The sequence below is a fragment of the Pseudomonas sp. J452 genome, assembly GCF_024666525.1.
GTDB lineage: Bacteria > Pseudomonadota > Gammaproteobacteria > Pseudomonadales > Pseudomonadaceae > Aquipseudomonas.
The window spans coordinates 1857500-1879622 of record NZ_CP088294.1; the positions used below are offsets into that span (position 1 = coordinate 1857500).

14 protein-coding genes and 1 pseudogene are annotated in these 22123 nt (G+C 65.4%); 4 read left to right on the forward strand and 11 right to left on the reverse strand.

Translation table 11 applies throughout. The annotated features are described in order from the left end of the window. Nucleotides 1-2: 2 nt before the first annotated feature. From LRS11_RS08285 to LRS11_RS08325, 9 genes are all read right to left on the reverse strand, one after another. On the reverse strand, nucleotides 3-533 hold the full coding sequence (locus tag LRS11_RS08285; protein ID WP_260496368.1) for a 4-vinyl reductase: 531 nt from the start codon (nucleotides 531-533) through the stop codon (nucleotides 3-5). 210 nt (nucleotides 534-743) lie between these two features. Next, nucleotides 744-1721 carry a dipeptidase gene (locus LRS11_RS08290; protein WP_260496369.1) on the reverse strand — a complete coding sequence of 326 codons (978 nt, stop codon included), beginning with the start codon at nucleotides 1719-1721 and terminating at the stop codon, nucleotides 744-746. Between the two features lie 511 nt (nucleotides 1722-2232). Continuing rightward, entirely contained in the window at nucleotides 2233-3432 is a 1200-nt protein-coding gene (gene fdhA / locus LRS11_RS08295; RefSeq protein ID WP_260496370.1) for a formaldehyde dehydrogenase, glutathione-independent, read from the reverse strand. Nucleotides 3433-3725: 293 nt separating this feature from the next. After that, nucleotides 3726-4583: a formyltetrahydrofolate deformylase gene (purU, locus tag LRS11_RS08300; protein ID WP_260496371.1), complete on the reverse strand. Its 858-nt coding sequence runs from the start codon at nucleotides 4581-4583 to the stop codon at nucleotides 3726-3728. A 137-nt stretch (nucleotides 4584-4720) separates the two neighbouring features. Beyond that, nucleotides 4721-5350: a sarcosine oxidase subunit gamma gene (locus LRS11_RS08305; RefSeq protein ID WP_260496372.1), complete on the reverse strand. Its 630-nt coding sequence runs from the start codon at nucleotides 5348-5350 to the stop codon at nucleotides 4721-4723. Nucleotides 5351-5464: 114 nt separating this feature from the next. Further along, entirely contained in the window at nucleotides 5465-8500 is a 3036-nt protein-coding gene (locus tag LRS11_RS08310; protein WP_260496373.1) for a sarcosine oxidase subunit alpha, read from the reverse strand. Beyond that, a complete protein-coding gene (locus tag LRS11_RS08315; RefSeq protein WP_260496374.1) occupies nucleotides 8497-8823 on the reverse strand; it encodes a sarcosine oxidase subunit delta in 327 nt (108 codons plus the stop codon). The genes LRS11_RS08310 and LRS11_RS08315 overlap by 4 nt, the downstream gene beginning before the upstream one ends. A 191-nt stretch (nucleotides 8824-9014) precedes the next feature. After that, nucleotides 9015-10265: a sarcosine oxidase subunit beta gene (locus LRS11_RS08320; protein ID WP_260496375.1), complete on the reverse strand. Its 1251-nt coding sequence runs from the start codon at nucleotides 10263-10265 to the stop codon at nucleotides 9015-9017. Nucleotides 10266-10393: 128 nt separating this feature from the next. Next, nucleotides 10394-11647, reverse strand: a complete 1254-nt coding sequence (locus LRS11_RS08325; protein WP_260496376.1) for a serine hydroxymethyltransferase — start codon at nucleotides 11645-11647, stop codon at nucleotides 10394-10396. 550 nt (nucleotides 11648-12197) lie between these two features. Here LRS11_RS08325 and fusA point away from each other — a divergent pair. After that, entirely contained in the window at nucleotides 12198-14243 is a 2046-nt protein-coding gene (gene fusA, locus LRS11_RS08330; RefSeq protein ID WP_260496377.1) for an elongation factor G, read from the forward strand. Between the two features lie 7 nt (nucleotides 14244-14250). Here the strand turns inward: fusA and gbcB are convergent, their stop codons facing one another. Next, nucleotides 14251-15348, reverse strand: a complete 1098-nt coding sequence (gbcB, locus tag LRS11_RS08335) for a glycine-betaine demethylase subunit GbcB (RefSeq protein WP_260496378.1) — start codon at nucleotides 15346-15348, stop codon at nucleotides 14251-14253. A gap of 551 nt (nucleotides 15349-15899) precedes the next feature. Between gbcB and gbcA the strand changes: the two genes are divergently transcribed. Beyond that, the gene (gene gbcA / locus LRS11_RS08340; protein ID WP_260496379.1) at nucleotides 15900-17186 is read left to right on the forward strand and encodes a glycine-betaine demethylase subunit GbcA; all 1287 of its coding nucleotides are present in this window, start codon (nucleotides 15900-15902) and stop codon (nucleotides 17184-17186) included. A gap of 188 nt (nucleotides 17187-17374) precedes the next feature. Here gbcA and LRS11_RS08345 read toward each other — a convergent pair. Next, nucleotides 17375-17491: pseudogene (locus LRS11_RS08345) on the reverse strand (inorganic diphosphatase); the annotation flags it as partial. A gap of 223 nt (nucleotides 17492-17714) precedes the next feature. On the opposite strand from LRS11_RS08345, the gene LRS11_RS08350 reads away from it, so the two are divergent. Together LRS11_RS08350 and LRS11_RS08355 are read left to right on the forward strand one after the other, a co-directional pair. Beyond that, nucleotides 17715-21179 carry a hypothetical protein gene (locus LRS11_RS08350; protein WP_260496380.1) on the forward strand — a complete coding sequence of 1155 codons (3465 nt, stop codon included), beginning with the start codon at nucleotides 17715-17717 and terminating at the stop codon, nucleotides 21177-21179. After that, on the forward strand, nucleotides 21176-22090 hold the full coding sequence (locus LRS11_RS08355; protein WP_260496381.1) for a UbiA family prenyltransferase: 915 nt from the start codon (nucleotides 21176-21178) through the stop codon (nucleotides 22088-22090). Before LRS11_RS08350 ends, LRS11_RS08355 begins: the two co-directional genes overlap by 4 nt. The last annotated feature ends 33 nt before the right edge of the window (nucleotides 22091-22123 follow it).

Below are 22123 nucleotides of genomic sequence, written 5' to 3' on the forward strand. Positions count from 1 at the left end.
GATCAGAGCGGCTTAACAACAAACAGGCCGTCGTCGTGGCCTTCTTCGGAACCACCGTGGACCTGTTCGGCCCGGGTGCGGATGCTGCTGCCCTGAGCCTTGAGAATCTGGTCCATGGCGCCGGCGAACCAGCCGGTGAACATATAGTCGACCTTGCGCCCGCACTTGCCGTAGACATAGACAAAGGCCGAGTGCTTAAGGCGTACCGAGCAGGTGCCCTTGTCCAGGTCGATGGCTTCGATCTCGAACAGGCCCCAGCCGCGTTGCGACAGGCGCTTCATATAGTGTTCGAACACCGCCACGCCCGAGAGGCCATGGCACTCGGCTTCCTTCTCGCACCAGTGCCAGGCGGACTTGTAGCCGGCCTTGTAGAGGATTTCGGCATAGGCCTCGGCACCCAGCACTTCCTCGATGCCGATGTGGTTGTTGACGAAGAAATGCCGCGGCACGTAGAGCATCGGCAGGGCGTCGGTGGTCCAGACGCCGGTTTCGTCGTCGACCTGGATAGGCATTTCGGGTGCGTGGGTGGCCATATATTCAGACTCCAGAATTCGTGTTTTGCGTTTGGCCGGGTAGCGCCGGCCGGATAAAAAAGTTGTTATGAATGCCTGTGGAGCCGTAGCGAGCATGCCGAGAGCAAGGAGACCCGCAGCGACAAGCGAGAGCAGTACGACTGTACGGCGAGCTTGTCGCGAGGACGCGACGCGGCTATCGGTGTGCGCAGTAGGCTCCGGAGGTATTCATCATTCGCCCCAGACGTCCTTAAGGACGCGCACCCAGTTTTCGCCCATGACCTTACGCACCACGCGCTCGGAGTGGCCGCGTTTGAGCAGGGTTTCGGTCAGGTTGGGGAATTCGCCCACGGTGCGGATGCCCAGCGGGTTGACGATCTTGCCGAAGTTGGTCAGGCGGCGGGCGTAGCCCTTGTCGTGGGTCAGGTATTCGAAGAAGTCCTGGCCGTGGCCCTGGGTGAAGTCGGTGCCGATGCCGATGGCGTCTTCGCCGACTATGTTCATCACGTACTCGATGGCTTCGGCGTAGTCGTCGATGGTCGAGTCGATGCCCTTGGCCAGGAAGGGCGCGAACATGGTCACGCCGACGAAGCCGCCGTGGTCGGCGATGAACTTCAGCTCGGCGTCGGACTTGTTGCGCGGGTGTTCCTTGAGGCCGGACGGCAGGCAGTGCGAGTAGCACACTGGCTTTTGCGATTCGAGGATGACTTCCTCGCTGGTCTTGCTGCCGACGTGGGACAGGTCGCACATGATGCCGACGCGGTTCATCTCGGCGACTATCTCGCGGCCGAAGCCGGACAGCCCGCCGTCGCGCTCGTAGCAGCCGGTGCCGACCAGGTTCTGGGTGTTGTAGCACATCTGCACGATGCCCACGCCGAGCTGCTTGAACACCTCGACGTAGCCGATCTGGTCCTCGAACGCATGGGCGTTCTGGAAGCCGAAGAGGATGCCGGTCTTGCCCTGCTCCTTGGCCTTGCGGATATCGGCGGTGGTGCGCACCGGGATCACCAGGTCGCTGTTGTCGCGGATCAGCTTCTGGCTGGCGGCAATGTTGTTCACCGTGGCCTGGAAGCCTTCCCATACCGACACGGTGCAGTTGGCCGCGGTCAGGCCGCCTTTGCGCATGTCCTCGAACAGTTCGCGGTTCCACTTGGCGATGATCAGACCGTCGATGACGATGCTGTCGGCGTGCAATTCGGCTGGGCTCATCAGGCTGTCCCCTTGTCTGTGGCACCGCGACGTGCGGCGGCGCTTTGGGGGCAGCTTATCCCTGGGGGGGGATGTCGTCCGGGTGCAAAAACGACTGGGGTATTGCTCAAAGCGTCAACGCCTGGAACTGGCCAGTGCGTGGTTCGGGCAAATCAGGCGCCTGCCTCGGTTCACCGGCGGTAACTGCTGCGCAGTTTTCCACCCGGCACGGACGGGCAAGCGCTGTAGATACTGTTATTCAGTACAACCCTTTGTAGGAGCCAGCTTGCTGGCGATCAGCGGGACGCTGTCTGCCTATCGCCAGCAAGCTGGCTCCTACAGGATCAGGCTGTGGATAACGCTCTGCTTATCCACCATTTCGAGGTTCGGCACGAGCCATTGAGCAAGGCGCGCAGGTAGCGCCAGAAGTAGACGGGCAAAAAAGAGGAGCCGGGAGGGCTCCTCAAAGAAGCGGCGTCGACCTGTAACCGACGCCAGCCGTGACAGAGGGATCGCTGACTCAGGCTCGATTTCAGGCGGCGCTGAACAGCTTGTGCGGGTCGATGACGAATTTCTTCGGCACTCCGGCATCGAACTCGCCGTAGCCCTTGGGCGCGTCGTCCAGGCTGATCACCTGCACGCCGACCACCTCGGCGATGTTGATGCGGTCCCACATGATCGCCTGCATCAGTGCGCGGTTGTACTTCATCACCGGGGTCTGGCCGGTGTGGAAGCTGTGCGACTTGGCCCAGCCGAGGCCGAAGCGGATGCTCAGGCTGCCCAGCTTGGCCGCAGCATCCACCGCGCCCGGGTCTTCGGTGACGTAGAGGCCGGGGATGCCGATCTTGCCGGCGACCCGCACCACGCCCATCAGCGAGTTGAGCACAGTGGCCGGAGCCTCGTGCTGGGCGCCGTGGTGGCCGTGGCCGCGGGCCTCGAAGCCGACCGCATCGACCGCGCAATCGACTTCCGGCTCGCCGAGCAGGTCGGCGATCTGCTCATGCAGCGGGGTGTCTTTGGACAGGTCGGCGATCTCGAAGCCCTGGGCCTTGGCATGGGCCAGGCGCACCGGGTTGACGTCGCCGACTATGACCACCGCGGCGCCGAGCAGGCGTGCCGAAGCGGCGGCGGCCAGGCCGACCGGGCCGGCGCCGGCGATATACACGGTGCTGCCCGGGCCGACGCCGGCGGTGACCGCGCCGTGGTAGCCGGTGGGCAGGATGTCGGACAGGCAGGTCAGGTCGCGGATCTTCTCCATGGCCCGGTCGCGGTCCGGCAGCTTGAGCAGGTTGAAGTCGGCGTAGGGCACCAGCACGTATTCGGCCTGGCCGCCGGTCCAGTCGCCCATGTCGACGTAGCCGTAGGCGCCGCCGGCACGCGCCGGGTTGACCGTCAGGCACACCCCGGTGTGCATTTCCTTGCAGCTGCGGCAGCGGCCGCAGGCGACGTTGAACGGCACCGAGACCAGGTCGCCGATCTTCAGATTCTCCACGTCGCTGCCTTTCTCGATCACCTCGCCGGTGATCTCGTGGCCCAGCACCAGGCCGGTCTGCGCGGTGGTACGGCCGCGCACCATGTGCTGGTCGGAGCCGCAGATATTGGTGGATACCACACGCAGGATGACCCCGTGCTCGATCTTCTTGTCGCGTGGGTCCTGCATTTTCGGATAGTCGATCTTCTGTACTTCGACCTTGCCGGCGCCTAGGTAGACGACACCACGATTACCAGTCATGCGTAGTTCTCCTTTGTTGTTGTGGATACAAGGCGCGACCGGCGGCCGCGCGGCCTTGTAGTGGAGCGTTCATGCGTTGTCGGGCGCCGCCGGTGAAGCAGGCAAGGTGGCGCCACGGTTGTGCAGCCCGGACTGCGTCCGGTTTTCCCGGTAAAGCCTCCCCGCACCGGCAGCCAGGGAGCCGGCGAAGGGGCAGGTTGTGTAGCCCGGACTTCAGTCCGGGAGTTTGTCGACACCGCCCCGGACTGAAGTCCGGGCTACGCGCTGTTCAAGCTCCTGCGGGGCTCCAGCCCTCAGAGCACCACGGTGCGGTTGGCGTGGAGGAACACACGGCGTTCCAGGTAGTAGCCGATGGCCTTGGCCAGGGTCAGGCACTCGATGTCGCGGCCCTTGGCGATCAGGTCCTCGGGGTAGTGCGAGTGGTCCACCGGCTCCACGCCCTGGGCGATGATCGGGCCCTCGTCAAGGTCGTTGTTGATGAAGTGGGCAGTGGCGCCGACCAGCTTGACGCCCTTCTGATAGGCCTGGTGGTAGGGCTTGGCACCCTTGAAGCCGGGCAGCAGCGAGTGGTGGATATTGATCGCGCGGCCGTCCAGGCGGCGGCACAGGTCGGGCGAGAGCACCTGCATGTAGCGGGCGAGGATCACCAGTTCGGCGCCGCTTTCCTCCACCACCTGCAGCACCTGGCGCTCCTGCGCCGGCTTGTCCTGCGGGTCGAGCGGGAAGTGCCGGTAGGGAATGTCGTGCCAGCGCGCCAGCGGCTCCAGGTCCGGGTGGTTGGAGACCACCGCGACTATGTCCATCGGCAACTGGCCGATGCGCTGGCGATACAGCAGGTCGTTCAGGCAGTGGTCGGCCTTGGACACCATGATCACCACCTTGGGCCGGTAGCCCGGCGGGGTCAGCTCGGTGACCATCTCGAACGGCGCCACCCGCTCGGCCAGGCCGCTGCGGAAAGCGGTCTCGGCGAAGCCCGCCGGCGCGCGGAACTCGATGCGGATGAAGAAGCGCCCGGCCTGGCGGTCGTCGAAGCTGTGGTGCTCGGTGACGTAGCAGCCTTGCTCGAACAGGTAGCGCGTCACCACGTCGACGGTGCCGAGAATGCTCGGGCTGTGCGCGGTGAGAATCCAGGTGTCGGGGGTGCGGCTCATGGTTTGTTTACTCCGCGTGGTGGCTCCGTCTCCCATCCTCCGTTTATGCAGAGCGGGAGAGGTGATGGGGAGCAAGCCACAAAGCAGCCCTCTCCCTAGCCCTCTCCCGCAAGCGGGAGAGGGGACGGTCCGTGTCGTTACGCCTCGATGGCCAGGCCGTACTCGGCGGCGGCATCCTGCAGCCACAGCCAGATGTAGTCGGCGAAGCTGCGGCGTACCACCAGTTCCCAGCTGTGCTCGGCGGTGTGGCGGATCACCAGCTGGCTCTTGGCGAAGTTGCTACCGACCGCCTTGCCCACCGGGAAGTTGTCCGGGTGCACGTCGTAGGAGGTGGACTTCATCAGCAGCTCGCGCACCTTGGGCCCGCTCAGCTCGACCAGGGTCTGCCCGCCGCTGACATTGACCACCGAGATGTGCTGCCCTTGCAGGGCGGTGCGCAGTTTCTGCTCGACCGCGAACTCTTCACCGCGCGGCACGATCAGCAGCCACTCATCGGGCGCCAGCCACTGCAGCGAGCTGTCGCCCTTGGCCACCAGGGTCAGGGCGGTCGGCAGTTCCATGCCCAGGGCCTGGTGCACGCCGCCGGCGAAGGCCGGGTCCTTGGCGTCGCCGCGCAGGACCAGGTGGCCGAGCAGTTGCTTCTCGCGCAGGCGGATGCCGGCGTTGCCCTTGCCCTTGCCGGCCAGCTGGTCGAGGCCGGCGTGGAACAGCGGCGACTCGGCGCGGGCATTGGCGGGGCGTTGGTTGTAGACGTTGATTGCGCTCATTTTCTTAACCTGCAGATGTTGTCTGGTTGACCTGTAGGAGCCAGCTTGCTGGCGATCCGCGGCTAGGCGGATAAATCGCCAGCAAGCTGGCTCCTACAGTTGCGCGCTGACTCTTCAGATGTTCTGCCGCTCGCCTTTGGGGTCGTAGAACACCGAGCTGACGATTTCCGCCTCGATCAGGCTGCCGTCCGCCAGCGGTGCGAAGACCCGCTCGCCCATGCGCTTGAGACCGCCCTTGACCACCGCCATGGCGAAGCTGTGGCCCATGGCCGCGCTCATGTAGCTGGAGGTGACGTGGCCGACCATCTTCGCCGGGATGCTCTGCTTGGGCTCGAACACCAGCTGGGCGCCTTCCGGCAGCACCTTGAGCGGGTCGATCGGCTTGAGGCCGACCAGCTGCTTGCGCTCTTCGCGCAGGCAGTCCTCGCGGTTCATGCCGCGCCAGCCGATCCAGGAGAAAGGTTTAGTGCGGCCGACGCACCAGCCCATGTTGAGGTCGTCCGGGGTCACCGAGGCATCGGTGTCCTGGCCGACGATGATGAAACCCTTCTCGGCGCGCAGCACGTGCATGGTCTCGGTGCCGTAGGGGGTCAGGCCGTACTTCTGGCCGGCGGCGATCAGCTGCTCCCAGACGCCCAGGGCGTAGTCGGCCTGCACGTTGACTTCGTAGCTCAGCTCGCCGGTGAAGGAGATGCGGAACACCCGCGCCGGTACGCCGCCGACCAGGCCTTCCTTCCAGGTCATGAAGGGGAAGCCGTCCTTGTCCAGATCGATGTCGGTGACCTCGGCCAGCAGCTTGCGGCTGTTCGGGCCGGACAGGGTCATGGTCGCCCAGTGGTCGGTGACCGAGGTGAAGTACACCTTCAGCTCCGGCCATTCGGTCTGGTGGTACAGCTCCAGCCACTGCAGCACGCGGGCGGCGCCGCCGGTGGTGGTGGTCATCAGGAAGTGGTTGTCGGCCAGGCAGGCGGTCACGCCGTCGTCGAAGACCATGCCGTCTTCCTTGCACATCAGGCCGTAGCGCGCCTTGCCCACGTCGAGCTTGGTCCAGGCGTTGCTGTACACGCGGTTGAGGAACTCGCGCGCGTCCGGGCCCTGGATGTCGATCTTGCCCAGGGTCGAGGCATCGAGGATGCCGACGCTGTTGCGCACCGCCAGGCACTCGCGGGCCACGGCGGCGTGCAGGTCTTCACCGGCCTTGGGGAAGTACCAGGGGCGTTTCCACTGGCCGACGTCCTCGAACTCGGCGCCACTTTTCAGGTGCCAGCTGTGCATGGCGGTGTAGCGCTTGGCATCGAACAGCGGGCCGACGCTGCGCCCGGCCACGGCGCCGAAGGTCACCGGGGTGTAGTTGGGGCGGAACATGGTGGTGCCCATCTCGGAGATACCGATGCCCAGCGAGCGGGCGGCGATGGCCAGACCGTTGATGTTGCCCAGCTTGCCCTGGTCGGTGCCGAAGCCGAGGGCGGTGTAGCGCTTGATGTGCTCGACCGACTCGAAGCCCTCGCGGGTGGCCAGCTCGATGCCGGCCGCGGTGACGTCGTTCTGCAGGTCGACGAACTGCTTGGGTGCACGCGCCGTGGGCTTGTCGTGGGGCACCTGGAACAGCGCCAGGGTGGCTTCCTCGACGCGTTTCTCGGCGCGCGGCAGTTCGCCGTCGATGGCCTTGAAGCCCAGTTCGCTGACCGCCTTGCTGCCGGCGGCAGCGCCATCGGCGAGCACCTCGGCGAGCTTGAACACTCCGTTCACCGCACCGGCGCAGTGGCGCTTCTGGAAGCCGCCTTCGCCGGGCACGAAGGCCAGGATGTCGGCGCGCCAGGTCGGCTTGCCGCCCAGGTGCGAGGCCAGGTGCACCACCGGGCTGTAGCCGCCGGAGCTGGCGATCAGGTCGCAGTCCAGCCATTCGCCGGGGCTGCTCAGCTTGCCGGCGAGCGGGTCGATGGCGGCGACCCGCGCCGCTTCCACGCGCTTGCTGCCACGCACGTCGATCACCGAACTGCCGGTGAGGATGCGCACGCCACGTGCGCGGGCTTCCTCGACCCAGCTGCCGCGCGGGTTGTTGCGCGCATCGGCGACGGCCACCACGTGCAGGCCGGCATCCAGCCAGTCGAGCACCAGGCGGTAGGCGTAGTCGTTGTTGGTGGCCAGCACCAGTTTCTTGCCCGGGGCCACGCCGTAGCGGCGTACATAGGTGGACACGGCGCCGGCCAGCATGTTGCCCGGCACGTCGTTGTTGGCGTACACCAGCGGCCGCTCGTGGGCGCCGGCGGCCAGCACCACGCGGCCGGCACGCACGCGGTGCATGCGCTGGCGCGGCTGCAGCTGGGCGAAGGCGCCGAGCGGGGCGCGCTCGCCGAGGTGGTCGGTGAGGCGCTGGTGGATGGTGAGGAAGTTGTGGTCGTGGTAGCCGTTGACCGTGGCGCGCGGCAGCAGGGTCACGTTGGCCAGTTTGGCCAGCTCGGCGATGACTTTGCCGGCCCAGTCGGCGGCCGGTTTGCCGTCGAGGGTCTCGCGGGTCTCCAGCAGGCTGCCGCCGAACTCTTCCTGCTCGTCGGCGAGGATCACCCGTGCTCCGCTGCGTGCGGCGGCGAGGGCGGCGGCCAGGCCGGCCGGGCCGGCGCCGATCACCAGCACGTCGCAGTGCTGGTTGACGTGGTCATAGATGTCCGGATCGTTCTCGGTAGGCGCGCGGCCCAGGCCGGCGGCCTTGCGGATGTACTTCTCGTAGGTCATCCACAGCGAGGAGGGGTACATGAAGGTCTTGTAGTAGAAGCCGGGCGGCATCATCTGCCCGCCGACCTTGCCGAGAATGCCCATCAGGTCGGTGTTGACGCTCGGCCAGCCGTTGCAGCTGTTGGCCACCAGGCCGTTGTACAGGGCCTGCTGGGTGGCGCGCACGTTGGGGATCTGGGTCTGTTCGCTGGCGCCGATCTGCAGCACCGCGTTGGGCTCCTCGGCGCCGGCGGCGACGATGCCGCGCGGGCGCGAGTACTTGAAGCTACGCCCGACGATTTCCACGCCGTTGGCCAGCAGGGCGGCGGCCAGGCTGTCACCGGCATAACCCTGGTAGGTCTGGCCGTTGAAGGTGAAGTTGAGCAGCTGGCTGCGATCGATGCGGCCGCCGCGGGACAAGCGATTGACCTGGCTCATGCCGTGACTCCTTGGGCGACGGATTTCTTCTCGCTACCGGCGGCCTCGGTGACGCTGGGCCGTTCGCCGATCTTGTAGGTCTCGACAATCTCGTAGCTGATGGTGTGGCGGGTGGCGTTGAAGTACTTGCGGCAGCCGGCCGCGTGCAGCCACAGCTCGTGGTGCAGGCCGCGCGGGTTGTCGCGGAAGAACAGGTAGTCGCCCCATTCCTCGTCGCTGCAGGCATTCGGGTCGAGCGGCCGGGGAATGTGCGCCTGGCCGGCGGCATGGAATTCCTCTTCGGAGCGCAGTTCGCCACAGTGGGGGCAGAAGATGTGCAGCATGTTCGGAGCCTCCGTTTTGCTCCCCTCGCCCATTCATGGGAGAGGGGTTGGGGGAGAGGGTGCGCTTGGCACCGACACTCCCGGATTCAGTTAGTGGGAGCGGTTGTGCTGTTCGCACGGCCCTCTCCCGCCCTTCGGGCACCCTCGCCCATTCATGGGAGAGGGTCATCAGATTTGCGCTACGCGCGCTGTTAGTGAGCCACGGCAGCGGCGCCGTGCTCGTCGATCAGTGCGCCGGTGTGGAAACGTTCGATGGCGAAGGGCTTGGCCAGCGGGTGCATCTCGCCCTTGGCCAGGCTGGCGGCGAACACGTGGCCGGAGCCGGGGGTGGCCTTGAAGCCGCCGGTGCCCCAGCCGCAGTTGAAGAACAGGTTCTTCACCGGGGTCTTGGAAATGATCGGGCAGGCGTCCGGGCTGGTGTCGACGATGCCGCCCCACTGGCGGTTCATGCGGACCCGCGAGAGCACCGGGAACATCTCGACGATGGCCTGCAGGGTGTGCTCGATGGTGCCGTAGGAGCCGCGCTGGCCGTAGCCGTTGTAGCCGTCGATACCGGCACCGATGACCAGGTCGCCCTTGTCCGACTGGCTGATGTAGCCGTGCACGGCGTTGGACATGATCACGCTGTCGATGATCGGCTTGATCGGCTCGGAGACCAGCGCCTGCAGCGGGTGCGATTCGATCGGCAGGCGGAAGCCGGCGAGCTTGGCCATGTGCCCGGAGTTGCCGGCGGTGACCACGCCGACGCGCTTGGCGCCGATAAAGCCGCGGTTGGTTTCCACGCCGATGACCACGCCGTCCTGCTTGCGGAAGCCGATCACTTCGGTGTTCTGCAGCAGGTCGACACCCAGGGCGTCGGCGCCGCGGGCATAGCCCCAGGCCACGGCGTCATGCCGGGCCACGCCGCCGCGGCGCTGGATGGTCGCGCCCATGATCGGGTAGCGGGTGTTCTTGCTGCAGTCGAGGTAGGGGATTTCCGCCTCGACCTGTTTGGTATCGAGCAGCTCGCCATCGATGCCGTTGAGGCGGTTGGCGCTGACCCGGCGCTCGGCGTCGCGCATGTCCTGCAGGGTGTGGCAGAGGTTGTAGACCCCGCGCGGCGAGTACATGACGTTGTAGTTGAGGTCCTGGGACAGGCCTTCCCACAGCTTCATGGCGTGTTCGTAGAGCTGCGCCGACTCGTCCCACAGGTAGTTGGAGCGCACGATGGTGGTGTTGCGCGCGGTGTTGCCGCCGCCCAGCCAGCCCTTCTCGACCACCGCCACGTTGGTCACGCCGAACTCCTTGGCCAGGTAGTAGGCGGTGGCCAGGCCGTGGCCGCCACCGCCGACGATGATCACGTCGTACAGCGGCTTGGGCGTCGGCGTGCGCCACATGCGCTGCCAGTTCTCGTGGTGGCTGAGGGAGTGCTTGAACAGGCCGAAGCCGGAATAACGTTGCATGTGGATGCTCCTGGTTCTACTCCCCTCTCCCACTTGTGGGAGAGGGGCTGGGGGAGAGGGCGCCGTTCACCGACCCTCTCCCGCCCTTCGGGCACCCTCTCCCATGAATGGGAGAGGGGAAATTCGCGTTAGCGGTAGACCGGATAGTCGGCGCAGAGGCCGGCGACCTGGCGGGCCACCTGGGCTTCGACGTCGGCATCGCCGAGGTGGTCGAGGATGTCGCAGATCCAGCCAGCCAGTTCCACGCTCTGCTCGACCTTGAGGCCGCGAGTGGTGATGGCCGGGGTGCCGATGCGCAGGCCGGAGGTGACGAAGGGCGACTGCGGGTCGTTGGGCACGGCGTTCTTGTTCACCGTGATGCCGGTACGGCCGAGGGCCGCGTCGGCGTCCTTGCCGGTGATGCCCTGTTTGATCAGGCTGACTAGGAACAGGTGGTTGTCGGTGCCGCCGGAGACCACGTCGTAGCCGCGCTGGATAAACACCTTGGCCATCGCCTGGGCGTTGTCGATCACCTGCTGCTGGTAGGTCTTGAAGCCGGGCTCCAGGGCCTCCTTGAAGCACACCGCCTTGGCCGCGATCACGTGCATCAGCGGGCCGCCCTGGGCGCCGGGGAACACCGCGGCGTTGAGCTTCTTCTCGATCTCTTCGTTGGCCTTGGCCAGGATCAGGCCGCCGCGCGGGCCGCGCAGGGTCTTGTGGGTGGTGGTGGTGACCACGTCGGCGAAGGGAATCGGGTTGGGGTACAGGCCAGCGGCGACCAGGCCGGCGACGTGGGCCATATCGACGAACAGCAGCGCACCGACCTTGTCGGCGATGGCGCGGAAACGTGGGAAGTCGAGGGTCTTGGAGTAGGCGCTGAAGCCGGCGACGATCATCTTCGGCTGGTGCTCCACGGCCAGGCGCTCGACTTCGTCGTAGTCGATCAGCCCGCTGGTGGTGTCGATGCCGTACTGCACGGCGTTGTACAGCTTGCCGGAGGACGACACCTTGGCGCCGTGGGTCAGGTGGCCGCCGTGGGCCAGGCTCATGCCGAGGATGATATCGCCAGCATTGATCAGCGCCAGGTACACGGCCGAGTTGGCCGAGGAGCCGGAGTGCGGCTGGACGTTGGCGTAGTCGGCGCCGAACAGCTGCTTGGCGCGCGCGATGGCCATGGCCTCGACCTTGTCCACATGCTCGCAGCCACCGTAGTAGCGCTTGCCCGGGTAGCCCTCGGCGTACTTGTTGGTCAGCCCGCTGCCCTGGGCCTGCATGACGCGCTTGCTGGTGTAGTTCTCCGAGGCGATCAGCTCGATGTGGTGTTCCTGGCGCGCCTCTTCGGCGTCGATGGCGGCGAGCAGTTCGTCGTCGTAACCCTGGATCTGGTCTTGCTTGCTGAACATCGCGAATCTCCCAGCGGCGGTGGCGCGCCTGTCATATCGGTAAGGTAGGCAAATAGCCCTTGTCAGCGATGGTAGGGACGGGGGCACTAGCCCAGATGCCTATGCACGCCTCGGCGGAGCGTGTTTGCGACATGCCGGTGTCGCCTCTGCGCATGTCGCGGCGAGTTACCCCCGCAAAGCGTGGATGGAGCTGTGGATAAGCTGTCGGCAAGCGAGGCCAGCCCAGGCCGCCCGCGGGCTCCCGGGCTTAGCTTAAAAAACGAGCAGATTCAGCTACTTGGCTGCAGGGTTGAACACAGAAACTGTGGGCCAGTCTGTGGATAAGTTGTGCGCCCCCGGCGCCGGGGCAGGCCGGGCGAGGGCCGCCCGCAATTGCTGGTTTTTTGTACGGCGGACTCCTGTAGCCCGGACTTCAGTCCGGGGGCAAGGCCATGTCGTTCCCGGACTGACGTCCGGGCTACGTCGTTGACCTGCGGGCTATAACGGCCGTCACGCTGGGCGGCTGCGGGGGGCTGCCTATACTGCAAAAAACCGCCACGTGGAGGTGGGCATGGCCAGTTATTCGGTGCAAGACATTCGCACGGTCGCCCTGGTCGGGCAGGGCGACAGCGGCAAGACCAGCCTGGTCGAGGCGCTGCTGCAGCGCAGCGGCGCGATCGCCGTCCAGGGCACCTTGGAGCGCGGCGACACGGTCTGCGACTTCGACCCGCTGGAGCGCGAATACCGCCACTCCCTGGCCTCGGCGCTGGCCCATTGCAGCCATGCCGGCGCCGAGCTCAACCTGATCGACACCCCCGGCTACCCCGACTTCATCGGCCAGGCCATCGCCGCCCTGGCGGCAGTGGAGACCGCGCTGGTGGTGGTCAACGCGCAGAACGGCATCGAGCTGAGCACCCGACGGATGATGGCCCTGGCCGGCGAGCGCGGGCTGTGCCGGCTGCTGGTGGTGAACAAGATCGATGCCGAGCGGATCGACCTGCCCGGCCTGCTCGCCGACCTGCGCGAGGCTTTCGGCAAGGAGGTGCTGCCGCTCAACCTGCCGGCCGCGGGCGCCAGCCAGGTGGTGGACTGCTTCTTCGAACCGGCCGGGGAGGCCGACTTCTCCTCGGTGGAGGCGGCGCACCAGGCGCTGGTCGACCAGGTGGTGGAGGTCGACGAGGAGCTGATGGCGCGCTACCTGGAGCAGGGCGAGATCAGCCCGCAAGAGCTGCACGCACCCTTCGAACGGGCCCTGCGCGAGGGCCATCTGATCCCCCTGTGCTTTGTCTCGGCGCGCAGCGGCGCCGGCGTCGGCGAGCTGCTCGACATCCTCGCCCGGCTCGCGCCCAACCCCACGGAAGGCAACCCGCCGCTGTTCCTCAAGGGCGAGGGCGCCGCGGCCAAGCCCTTTCGTGCGCAGCCCGACCCGCAGCAACATGTGCTGGCCCACGTGTTCAAGGTGGTGCTGGACCCCTTCGTCGGCAAGCTCGGCATCTTCCGCGTGTACCAGGGCACCCTGCTGCGCGACATGCAGCTGTTCATCGGCGATGGCCGCAAGCCGTTCAAACTCGGCCACCTGCTGCGTCTGCAGGGCAAACGCTACGAGGAGGTGAACCGGCTGGTTCCCGGCGATTTCGGCGCCCTGAGCAAGGTCGACGACGTCGAGTTCGACGCGGTGCTGCACGACTCCCATGACGAGGACCAGATCCACCTCAAGCCGTTGGACTTCCCCGCGCCGATGCAGGGCCTGGCCATCGAGGCCCGGCGCCGCGGCGACGAGCAGCGCATCGCCGAAGTGCTTGGCCGCCTGCAGGCCGAAGACCCCTGCGTCAAGCTCGACTACCACCCGGCCACCCAGGAAACGGTGCTGCGCGGCATGGGTGAACTGCACCTGCGCTACCTGCTCGATCGCCTGGCCGGCACCTACAAGCTGGAGGTGGCGACGCGCCCGCCGCGCGTACCCTACCGGGAAACCATCAGCCACGCTGCCGAAGGCCATAGCCGGCACAAGAAGCAGAGTGGCGGCGCGGGCCAGTTCGGCGAGGTGTTCCTGCGTGTCGAGCCGTTGCCGCGCGGCGCCGGCTTCGAGTTCGTCGATGCGGTGAAGGGCGGGGTGATCCCCGGGCAATTCATCCCCTCGGTGGAGAAGGGCGTGCGCTCGGTGCTGGAAAGCGGCCCGCTGGCCGGCTACCCGGTGGCGGACGTGAAAGTCACCGTGCACGACGGCAAGAGCCACGCGGTGGACTCCAAGGACATCGCCTTCCAGGCCGCCGGGCGCAAGGCCATGCTCGATGCCCTGCGCGCAGGTGGCTGCCTGGTACTGGAGCCGATCGTGGCGATCGAGGTGAGCGCCCCCGAGGCCCGCCTCGGCGACATCACCACCGACCTGATCGGCCGGCGCGGCCAGGTGCTCGGCACTGACTCGCTGTCCCAGGGCCTGGCTCTGATCCGCGGCCAGGTGCCGCTGGCCGAACTGGAAGGCTATGCCGGCCGGCTCAAGTCGATCACCGCCGGGCAGGGCGCCTACAGCATCCTGCTCAGCCACTACAGCAACGTGCCGCACGAGGTGCAGCAGCGCCTGGCCGGGGCCTACAAGGCGGTGCAGGAAGAAGACTGAGTCGGACTCAGTAGTCGATGGCCACGTCGCTTTGCGGCACGCTGCAGCAGGACAGGATGTAGCCTTCGGCGACGTCTTCGTCGGTGATCCCGCCGTTGTGCTCCATGCTCACTTCGCCGCTGGTCTTGAGCACCTTGCAGGTGCCGCAGATTCCCATGCCGCAGGCCTTGGGGATGTGCAGGCCGAGCTTGGCGGCGGCGGCGTGCACGGTCTCGCCGGCGCCGACGCGGATGCTCTTGCCGGTGCCGGTGAAGTCCACCAGCTTGAGCGAGCCGGCCGGTGCTTCGGCGGCCTCGATTGCTTGCGCCGCGTGCTCCTGGGCTTCCTCGCGGATCGCCTGCGGGGTGGGGCCGAAGGCCTCCTCGTGGTAGCGGCGCATGTCGAAGCCGTTGCCCTCCAGCAGGCGCTTGATCGCCGCCATGTAGGGCGTCGGCCCGCAGCAGAAGATCTCCCGCTCCATGAAGTCCGGCGCGATCAGCTGCAGCATCGGCTGGTTGAGGTAGCCGCGGTAGCCGGACCAGGTCTCGCCGATCTCGTACTTCTCGCAGATCAGGTGCAGCTTGAAGTTGTCGATGCGCGAGGCCATGTGGCGCAGTTCGCGGTGGTAGATGATGTCCTTCGGCGCCCGCGCGCTGTGCACGAAGACCATGTCGACGGCGCCGTTGGTGTCGAAGAACCAGCGCGCCATGGACATCACCGGGGTGATACCGACGCCGCCAGAGAGGAACAGCACCTTGTCCGCCGGGAAGTCGATGGCGTTGAACAGTCCGACCGGGCCGTGCACCGGCAGCACGTCACCCTCCTTGAGGTTGTCGTGCAGCCAGTTGGAAACCTTGCCGCCGGGCACGCGCTTGATGGTCAGGGAGAAGCTGTAGGGCACCGAGGGCGAGCTGGAGATGGTGTAGGAGCGCATGGTCGGCACGCCGTCGATCTGCAGTTCCAGGGTGACGAACTGCCCCGGCTTGAAGAAGAACACCATCGGCTGGTCGGCCATGAAGCAGAAGGTGCGTACATCCGAGGTTTCCTGGATGGCCTTGACGCAGCGCACCAGGTGGCGGCCATTGCTCCAGGTCTGGGTGGTCACCGGATTGAGGAAATTGGTCATGCTCACCTCTGTGTCGCGCTCTGGCCGCTGTCTGGTTGTGGCCCCGCCCAGGCATGGGTTACGGGGCTCTCTGGCGACCGATTGTGCGCAACGGGCGGCGCGCTTATTTATCCATCCGCGACATTCGTGTGCTCATCGCGACCTGCCAGCGCGGCGCGGCCTGACGGCGTCGGAATCGGACGTGGTCGTGTCGTCCACGGATACGGATCGCCGGCAGCCGCGCGACACACTCGCTGCGAGCCGAGCGATAAGGTTTTCCCAGCGTATCGGCTCTCCTTTACCGCTTAAGACATTGATGAGGATCTTTTGAGCTAGAGCTAGAGCTAGAGCTAGAGCCAGGCAAGGCGAGATGGGGCGAGGGCGCGGAGTTTACAAGCCGTAAATGAGCAGCCCGAGCCCCATCTCAACGCAGCATGGCCGACGATCAAGAGATCCGCTGGCGGGGCCTGGATTCGGCAGGCCGGAGAGACCAGGCACGCGGCCTTGCGTAGCAACCGTATCAGCCACTTTCGTTTGCCGGCCAGCCACTGGGCCGGCCTGAGGAGCCACCGATGGATAGCACCACCCTGAGCCTGGGCGACCCACTGGAGCCTGCACGCAAGGCCACCGCCGAGATGCTGCAAAGCCGCGAACGCACCTTCTCCCTGCCGCAGCCGTTCTACAACGACGAGCGCCTGTTCCAGATCGACATGCAGGAGATCTTCCACAAGGAATGGCTGATCGCCGGCATGACCTGCGAGATCCCCGGCAAGGGCAACTACCTGACCCTGCAGATCGGCGCCAACCCGATCATCGTCATCCGCGGCGCCGAAGGCACCGTGCACGCCTTCCACAACGTCTGCCGCCATCGCGGCTCGCGCCTGTGCACCAGCGACAAGGGCAAGGTGGCCAAGCTGGTCTGCCCCTACCACCAGTGGACCTACGAGATCGACGGCCGCCTGCTGTTCGCTGGCACCGAGATGGGTGCCGACTTCGACCTCAAGGACTACAGCCTGAAGCCGGTCAACTGCAAGACCGCCGGTGGCTACATCTTCATCAGCCTGGCCGAGAACCCGCCGGCGATCGACGACTTCCTCGCCACCCTGGGCCATTACATGGAGCCCTACGACATGGAGAACACCAAGGTGGCGGTGCAGACCACCTTGATGGAGAAGGCCAACTGGAAACTGGTGCTGGAGAACAACCGTGAGTGCTACCACTGCAACGGTTCGCACCCGGAACTGCTGAATACCCTGCTGGAGTGGGACGACGTCACCGACCCGCGCGCGACCCAGGCCTTCAAGGACCAGGTGGCCGAGTGCACCTCGCGCTGGGACCGCGACAACATTCCCTACGCCCATGCCAGCTTCGGCCTGCGCAACCGCATCGTGCGCATGCCGCTGCTCAAGGGCACCGTGTCCATGACCATGGACGGTAAACAGGGCAGCAAGAAGCTGATGGGCCGGATCACCGACCCGGACCTCGGTTCGATGCGCATCCTGCACCTGCCGCATTCGTGGAACCACTGCATGGGCGATCACCTGATCGTGTTCACCGTGTGGCCGATCAGCGCCCAGGAAACCATGGTCACCACCAAGTGGCTGGTGCACAAGGACGCGGTGGAAGGCGTGGACTACGACATCGCCCGCCTGCGCGAAGTGTGGGATGCGACCAACGACCAGGATCGGCGCCTGGCCGAGGAAAACCAGCGCGGTATCAACTCCACCGCCTACCAGCCGGGCCCCTACTCGAAGACCTACGAGTTCGGCGTGGTCAACTTCATCGACTGGTACAGCGAGCGCCTGCTGAACAACCTCGGCGCCGAGTCGGCAACCCATCTGCGCCAGGTCAACGATTGACCCCCTGGCCGGCCCGCCACCCGAGGCGGGCCGGTCTTTTTTAGCGAGTCTCGCGCATGTCGCTCAACCTCTGCCTGCTGCTCCTGTTTCTGGTCTACAGCGCTTGGAACTGTCGTCGCTCGACCTAGGCTTTTCTCCAGGCAATAAAAAGGCCGGCTTGTGGCCGGCCTTCAGGGGGTGGTATTGGCTTATTTTTGGTAAGCCGCAACCGCCTTCAGAATTGCAGCACGGGCTTCGTCAGCGTTGCCCCAGCCTTCAACCTTGACCCACTTGCCCTTCTCGAGATCCTTGTAGTTCTCGAAGAAGCCGGACATGAAGACCGGGGCTATGAGGGGCCAACCTCACGCACCGAAGGTCAAGACTCGTTTGCAGCATCGCAGTTATACTCGCTCGCGCTTTGAGAGTCGGAGTATGCGATTTTCATTGCACTTCTCGTGCTGACGCGACAGAACCAAACTTATCCATTGCCCCGTCGACCCTTGAGATGGCGCGACAATCTACCTTTTCTAGACAGTGCTTCGGAGTCGTATGCAGGCCAGTAAGGTCGCCCCTGGGAAGTGGCGGGCACGGTTTTCGGGTTCGGGAACCTCATCGAGCTCCTTTCGTGATCCGTGGCGTTGGGACCTTGCGGTCTGCCTGCTACTCGGGCTGGCCGTCTTCCTGATCTACAACGCCAATCTGAGATCCATCGGCGCCGTCGATACCTATCCGGCGCGCTACCTGCCACTGTCGATCTTGAAACACCACAGTCTGGCGCTGGATCCGATCGCATCGCTCGTGGCACAGGGCAAGGAGGTTCCGACCGAGCCAGGAAAATCGACCAGCGCGTTCTGGATGATCAAGAGCCACACGGGCAGCGTCGTCTCGCTATATCCCATCGTGACACCCGTGGTTGTCGCACCCTTGTACCTGCCGGCGGTTGCCTATCTCGATGCCAAGGGCTGGGATCTGCCGCGAGTCGATTATGTCGCCCGGATCATGGAGAAATTCTGCGCGTCGCTCATGGCATCGTTGTCGGCGATGCTTCTCTATCTGTTGCTGCGACGGCGCAGCCCGCCGACAACCGCAGTGCTGCTCACGATCGCATACGCGCTGGGAACGACGGCCTGGGTGATCAGCAGCCAGGCCCTGTGGATGCATGGGCTCGCCGGGCTGCTGGTGGTCGCGCTGCTGTACCTGCTCACCGGGCCCTGCACACCGCTGCGTGCCCTCGGGGCCGGTCTTTTTTGTGCGCTCCTGGCTTGCAATCGCCAGCCCGACACAATTCTGGCCGCGGGCTTCGCGCTCTACGCGATCCGCTGGGCGGGGGGGCGCTTCCCATGGTTTCTCGGCGCTGCCTTAGTGCCGGTCGGGCTGGTGCTGGCTTATAACCTGCTCGTTGTGGGGCATATAGTCGGCGGCTACGGGCTGCTACCTCTGGAGAACGAGACCGCGCAGTTCGGCGAAGACCCGCTCTTCGGCCTCGGCGTGCTGCTGTTCAGTCCGGTCTACGGGCTTTTCGTCTTTTCGCCGTTCCTGCTGTTCGTGCCGTTCTTCCTGGTGTCAGTGCTGCGCGAGCGAAGTTCGCGCGCATTCACCCTGGTAGTTGGTGGCGCTCTGCTGTTGCAGTGGCTCTTCTACGGCGCGACGCATTGGGAGCAGGGCCTGAGCTGGGGGCCTCGCTACCTTACCGAGTCGATCCCCATCCTGGTGTGGATGCTGTCTCCGGTTTTCGAGCGTTTACGCATGATCGGCCGCGTCGTATTTTGCTTAGCGTGCCTTGTCGCGGTGGTCATCCAGGGAGTTGGCGCCTTCTACTACACGGGTAAGGCCTTCGGGGCGGCGATGTTTGCCAATGGGCCGGTCGTGACTCGTTCAACATGGGAGCAGCTGGTCTGGGACGTCGCCAATACGCCCTTTATCACTGAGCTTAAGCATGAGCGAATTGCCCCCGACATCGGCGAGCTTCGGGGCCATATCAACGTGGCCGGAGCGCGTGACGAGGGTGATGGCCGGCGCCTAGTAGTCGCCGGCTGGGCGCTCATGGACGGCCGCACTCCGTCGGGTGTTGCGCTGATGGTGGATGGCCGGGTTGTGGTCGGCGGTACAGAGACCTTCTTCGAGCGTCCCGATGTAGTGAATGCGCTCGGCGAATCGGCTCCAAGCGGTTGGAGCGTGACGTTTCCTGCTGACACACTGGCGCCTGGGGAGCATGTGGTGACTGCGCTGGTGCGCGCTCATCCCTACGGCCAGCAACGCATGCTGGAGGCGCGCGGATTCACGGTTGCGAAGAGCGACCCCGCGCGCGTGAAACTTCGAGGCCAGATCGACGTGGCTGGGGCGCTCGACGAGAACGATAACCGGCGCATGGTGGTCAGCGGGTGGGCGCTTACGAACAACCACACGCCAGCGGACGTTGCGGTGATCGTGGATGGCCAGGTTGTGGGCAGCACTGAAGCTTTCATCGAGCGTCCCGACGTTGTGAGTGCGCTCGGCAAGTCAGCTCCAAGCGGTTGGCGCGTGACGTTTCCCGCTGACGCATTGACGCCTGGGGAGCATGTGGTGACCGCGCTGGTGCGCGCTCATCCCGGCGGCCAGCAACGCATGCTGGAGGAACGCGGATTCACGGTCGCGAAGCGCGACCCCGAACGACTGGAACTTCAGGGTCAGATCGACGTGGCTGGAGCGCTCGACGAGAACGATAGCCAGCGCAGGGTGGTCATCGGGTGGGCGCTTGCGAACGACCACACGCCAGCGGACGTTGCGGTGATCGTGGATGGCCAGGTGGTGGGCAGCACTGAAGCTTTCTTCGAGCGCCCCGATGTTGTGAGTGCGCTCGGCAAGTCGGCTCCAAGCGGTTGGCGAGTGACGTTTCCCGCTGATGCATTGACGCCTGGGGAGCATGTGGTGACCGCGCAGGTGCGCGCTCAGCCCGGCGGCCCGCAACGCATGCTGGCAGCGCGCGGATTTACGGTCGCGAAGCGCGATCCCGCTCTTGTGGAGGCCGCCAGGCGTGCAGCGGCGATCCTCGCCGAGCGCCAGGATCGCCTTGGTTATTGGCTCAGCGAGTTCTCCAAGGCAACGCAATTCGTGCTGCAAGGGCAAGAGCTGAACATCTTCACCAACGCCGCTCTGATCGATGTGGTTGCACCGGTTGCGCAGCAGAGTGGTCTCTCCGGCAGCATGGTACGGGCGCGCCAGTTTCTGACCAATCAGATCGAAGATAGTGGTTTGGTGCGCTACCACGGCCGCCCCGACCTGAAGACGATGGGTGTGCTGGGCTGCGTTATCACTCCCGATGCCGACGACACGGCTCTCGCGTGGCGCATCGCGCCAAGTGCTCGCTCGGAGCTGCTGCCGCGGGCACTGTCCACGCTCAAGCAGTTCCGCACGCCGGATGGACTCTATCAGACCTGGCTCGCGCCAAGGGACCGCTTCAGGTGCATCGATCCGGGCAAGAATCCGAATCCCCCCGACATTGGCATCCAGCTCCACGTCTACCTGTTGCTGGCGCAGGAGGACCCGCCTGCGGCTCGTGCGCTCTGCACGTCGTTGCAGCAACGCTCGGCCGACGAGTCGCTGTGGGTCTACTATCGCCTGGCGCCGCCCATCGTTCTCTTGCGTCTGAATGAAGTGAGCAAGGCGGGTTGCCCGTTGCAGCTGCCTGCGTCCCGGCTGCAAACCACGGTTGCGGGCCAGGACATATGGCTCGAACTCCTCGACCATCTGCGCCACTTCGAGACTGCGGACGATCTCTCCGCAGACCGTTCGGAGGCAGTAAGGCTGTTGCTGGGCAAGCTTGCCGTCGACAACTTCGCGTCCCTCAAAGGTAATCCGCCGCTGCTCTATCACAACGACCTGAGCGCGAGCGTGAGTCGCTACTACTGGTCCGAGGCGTTTGGCTATGCTCTCTGGCTCCGGCTCTATTACGAGAATGAGCGCGCGCAATCTACAGTGGCGCACGGTGCCGGGGGCGGCGGGCAAGACTCCGAGAAAGGCAGCGCCAGGCCATGACCGACACCGCTACGACGAATCTCCGTCTGCCGTTGGTGCGACAGTGGCTGCGCCTGCTGTCTTCCATCCGCTTCGACGAAGTCCTGGTGCTGCAAGGGACGCCGGCGATTGGGGCAATCCTGGCACTCGGCGCCCTGTCTGCTCACGACTGCCTCAGGGCTGTCGTCTTCGCCGCCGGCAGTCTGTGCCTGGTGGGGCATGTGTTCGTGATGAATGATTGGGCGGGCATCGATGGCGACCTCCGGGATCCGCACCGTGCTGCGCAGACGTTTGCGTCGAAAGGTGTGAGCCGCGGCGCCATCGGATTTCTTGCGGTCGTGCTCCTGGGGCTGACGCTGCTCCTGTTCGCCCTGCTGGGGCCGGTCTCGTTTGCCCTGGCGATTGCCATCCTGGGGCTGAGCACGCTCTATTCTGCCCCCTCGATCCATATGAAGGGGCGTCCGGTTCTGGGCTCCAGCCTTCACCTCATGGGCGGCACGCTGCACTTCCTGCTCGGCTACGCGACCTTTTCCGCAGTCGACACGCGCAGCATCGTCATTGGCTGCTTCTTCGGACTGATCTTCGCTGCCGGTCACCTCATGCACGAAACCCGCGGCTACGAGGGTGATCGGCTCAACGCTATCCGCACCAATGCGGTCGCCTTCGGTAAGGCGCACAGCTTCATCGCGGGCATGGTCCTGTTCACTGCGGCTTATGCGCTGTTGATCGTGCTTGCTCTGCTCGGCCTGCTGCCGCGCCTGCTCATGCTCGCAGCCGTGCTTTACCCGGTGCATCTATATGCATCCTGGCGAGCCGTGCGTGCCGGCCTCAGTTTCGAGAGTCTGCTCCAGTACCAGAAATGCTATAGAGTGCTGTATGCCCTCATTGGCAGCATGCTGGTCGGGTCAGTCTTGTTTGCTTGGGTGAGCTAGCCCCGCCCGCCAGGTCTGCCGTGGCTTCAGCCG

What these genes read in the sequence shown, in the direction of transcription:
- LRS11_RS08285 (WP_260496368.1), bottom strand. Translation starts at nt 533, where the DNA reads ATGGCCACCCACGCACCCGAAATGCCTATCCAGGTCGACGACGAAACC.
- LRS11_RS08290 (WP_260496369.1), bottom strand. Translation starts at nt 1,721, where the DNA reads ATGAGCCCAGCCGAATTGCACGCCGACAGCATCGTCATCGACGGTCTG.
- fdhA (WP_260496370.1), bottom strand. Translation starts at nt 3,432, where the DNA reads ATGACTGGTAATCGTGGTGTCGTCTACCTAGGCGCCGGCAAGGTCGAA.
- purU (WP_260496371.1), bottom strand. Translation starts at nt 4,583, where the DNA reads ATGAGCCGCACCCCCGACACCTGGATTCTCACCGCGCACAGCCCGAGC.
- LRS11_RS08305 (WP_260496372.1), bottom strand. Translation starts at nt 5,350, where the DNA reads ATGAGCGCAATCAACGTCTACAACCAACGCCCCGCCAATGCCCGCGCC.
- LRS11_RS08310 (WP_260496373.1), bottom strand. Translation starts at nt 8,500, where the DNA reads ATGAGCCAGGTCAATCGCTTGTCCCGCGGCGGCCGCATCGATCGCAGC.
- LRS11_RS08315 (WP_260496374.1), bottom strand. Translation starts at nt 8,823, where the DNA reads ATGCTGCACATCTTCTGCCCCCACTGTGGCGAACTGCGCTCCGAAGAG.
- LRS11_RS08320 (WP_260496375.1), bottom strand. Translation starts at nt 10,265, where the DNA reads ATGCAACGTTATTCCGGCTTCGGCCTGTTCAAGCACTCCCTCAGCCAC.
- LRS11_RS08325 (WP_260496376.1), bottom strand. Translation starts at nt 11,647, where the DNA reads ATGTTCAGCAAGCAAGACCAGATCCAGGGTTACGACGACGAACTGCTC.
- fusA (WP_260496377.1), top strand. Translation starts at nt 12,198, where the DNA reads ATGGCCAGTTATTCGGTGCAAGACATTCGCACGGTCGCCCTGGTCGGG.
- gbcB (WP_260496378.1), bottom strand. Translation starts at nt 15,348, where the DNA reads ATGACCAATTTCCTCAATCCGGTGACCACCCAGACCTGGAGCAATGGC.
- gbcA (WP_260496379.1), top strand. Translation starts at nt 15,900, where the DNA reads ATGGATAGCACCACCCTGAGCCTGGGCGACCCACTGGAGCCTGCACGC.
- LRS11_RS08350 (WP_260496380.1), top strand. Translation starts at nt 17,715, where the DNA reads ATGCAGGCCAGTAAGGTCGCCCCTGGGAAGTGGCGGGCACGGTTTTCG.
- LRS11_RS08355 (WP_260496381.1), top strand. Translation starts at nt 21,176, where the DNA reads ATGACCGACACCGCTACGACGAATCTCCGTCTGCCGTTGGTGCGACAG.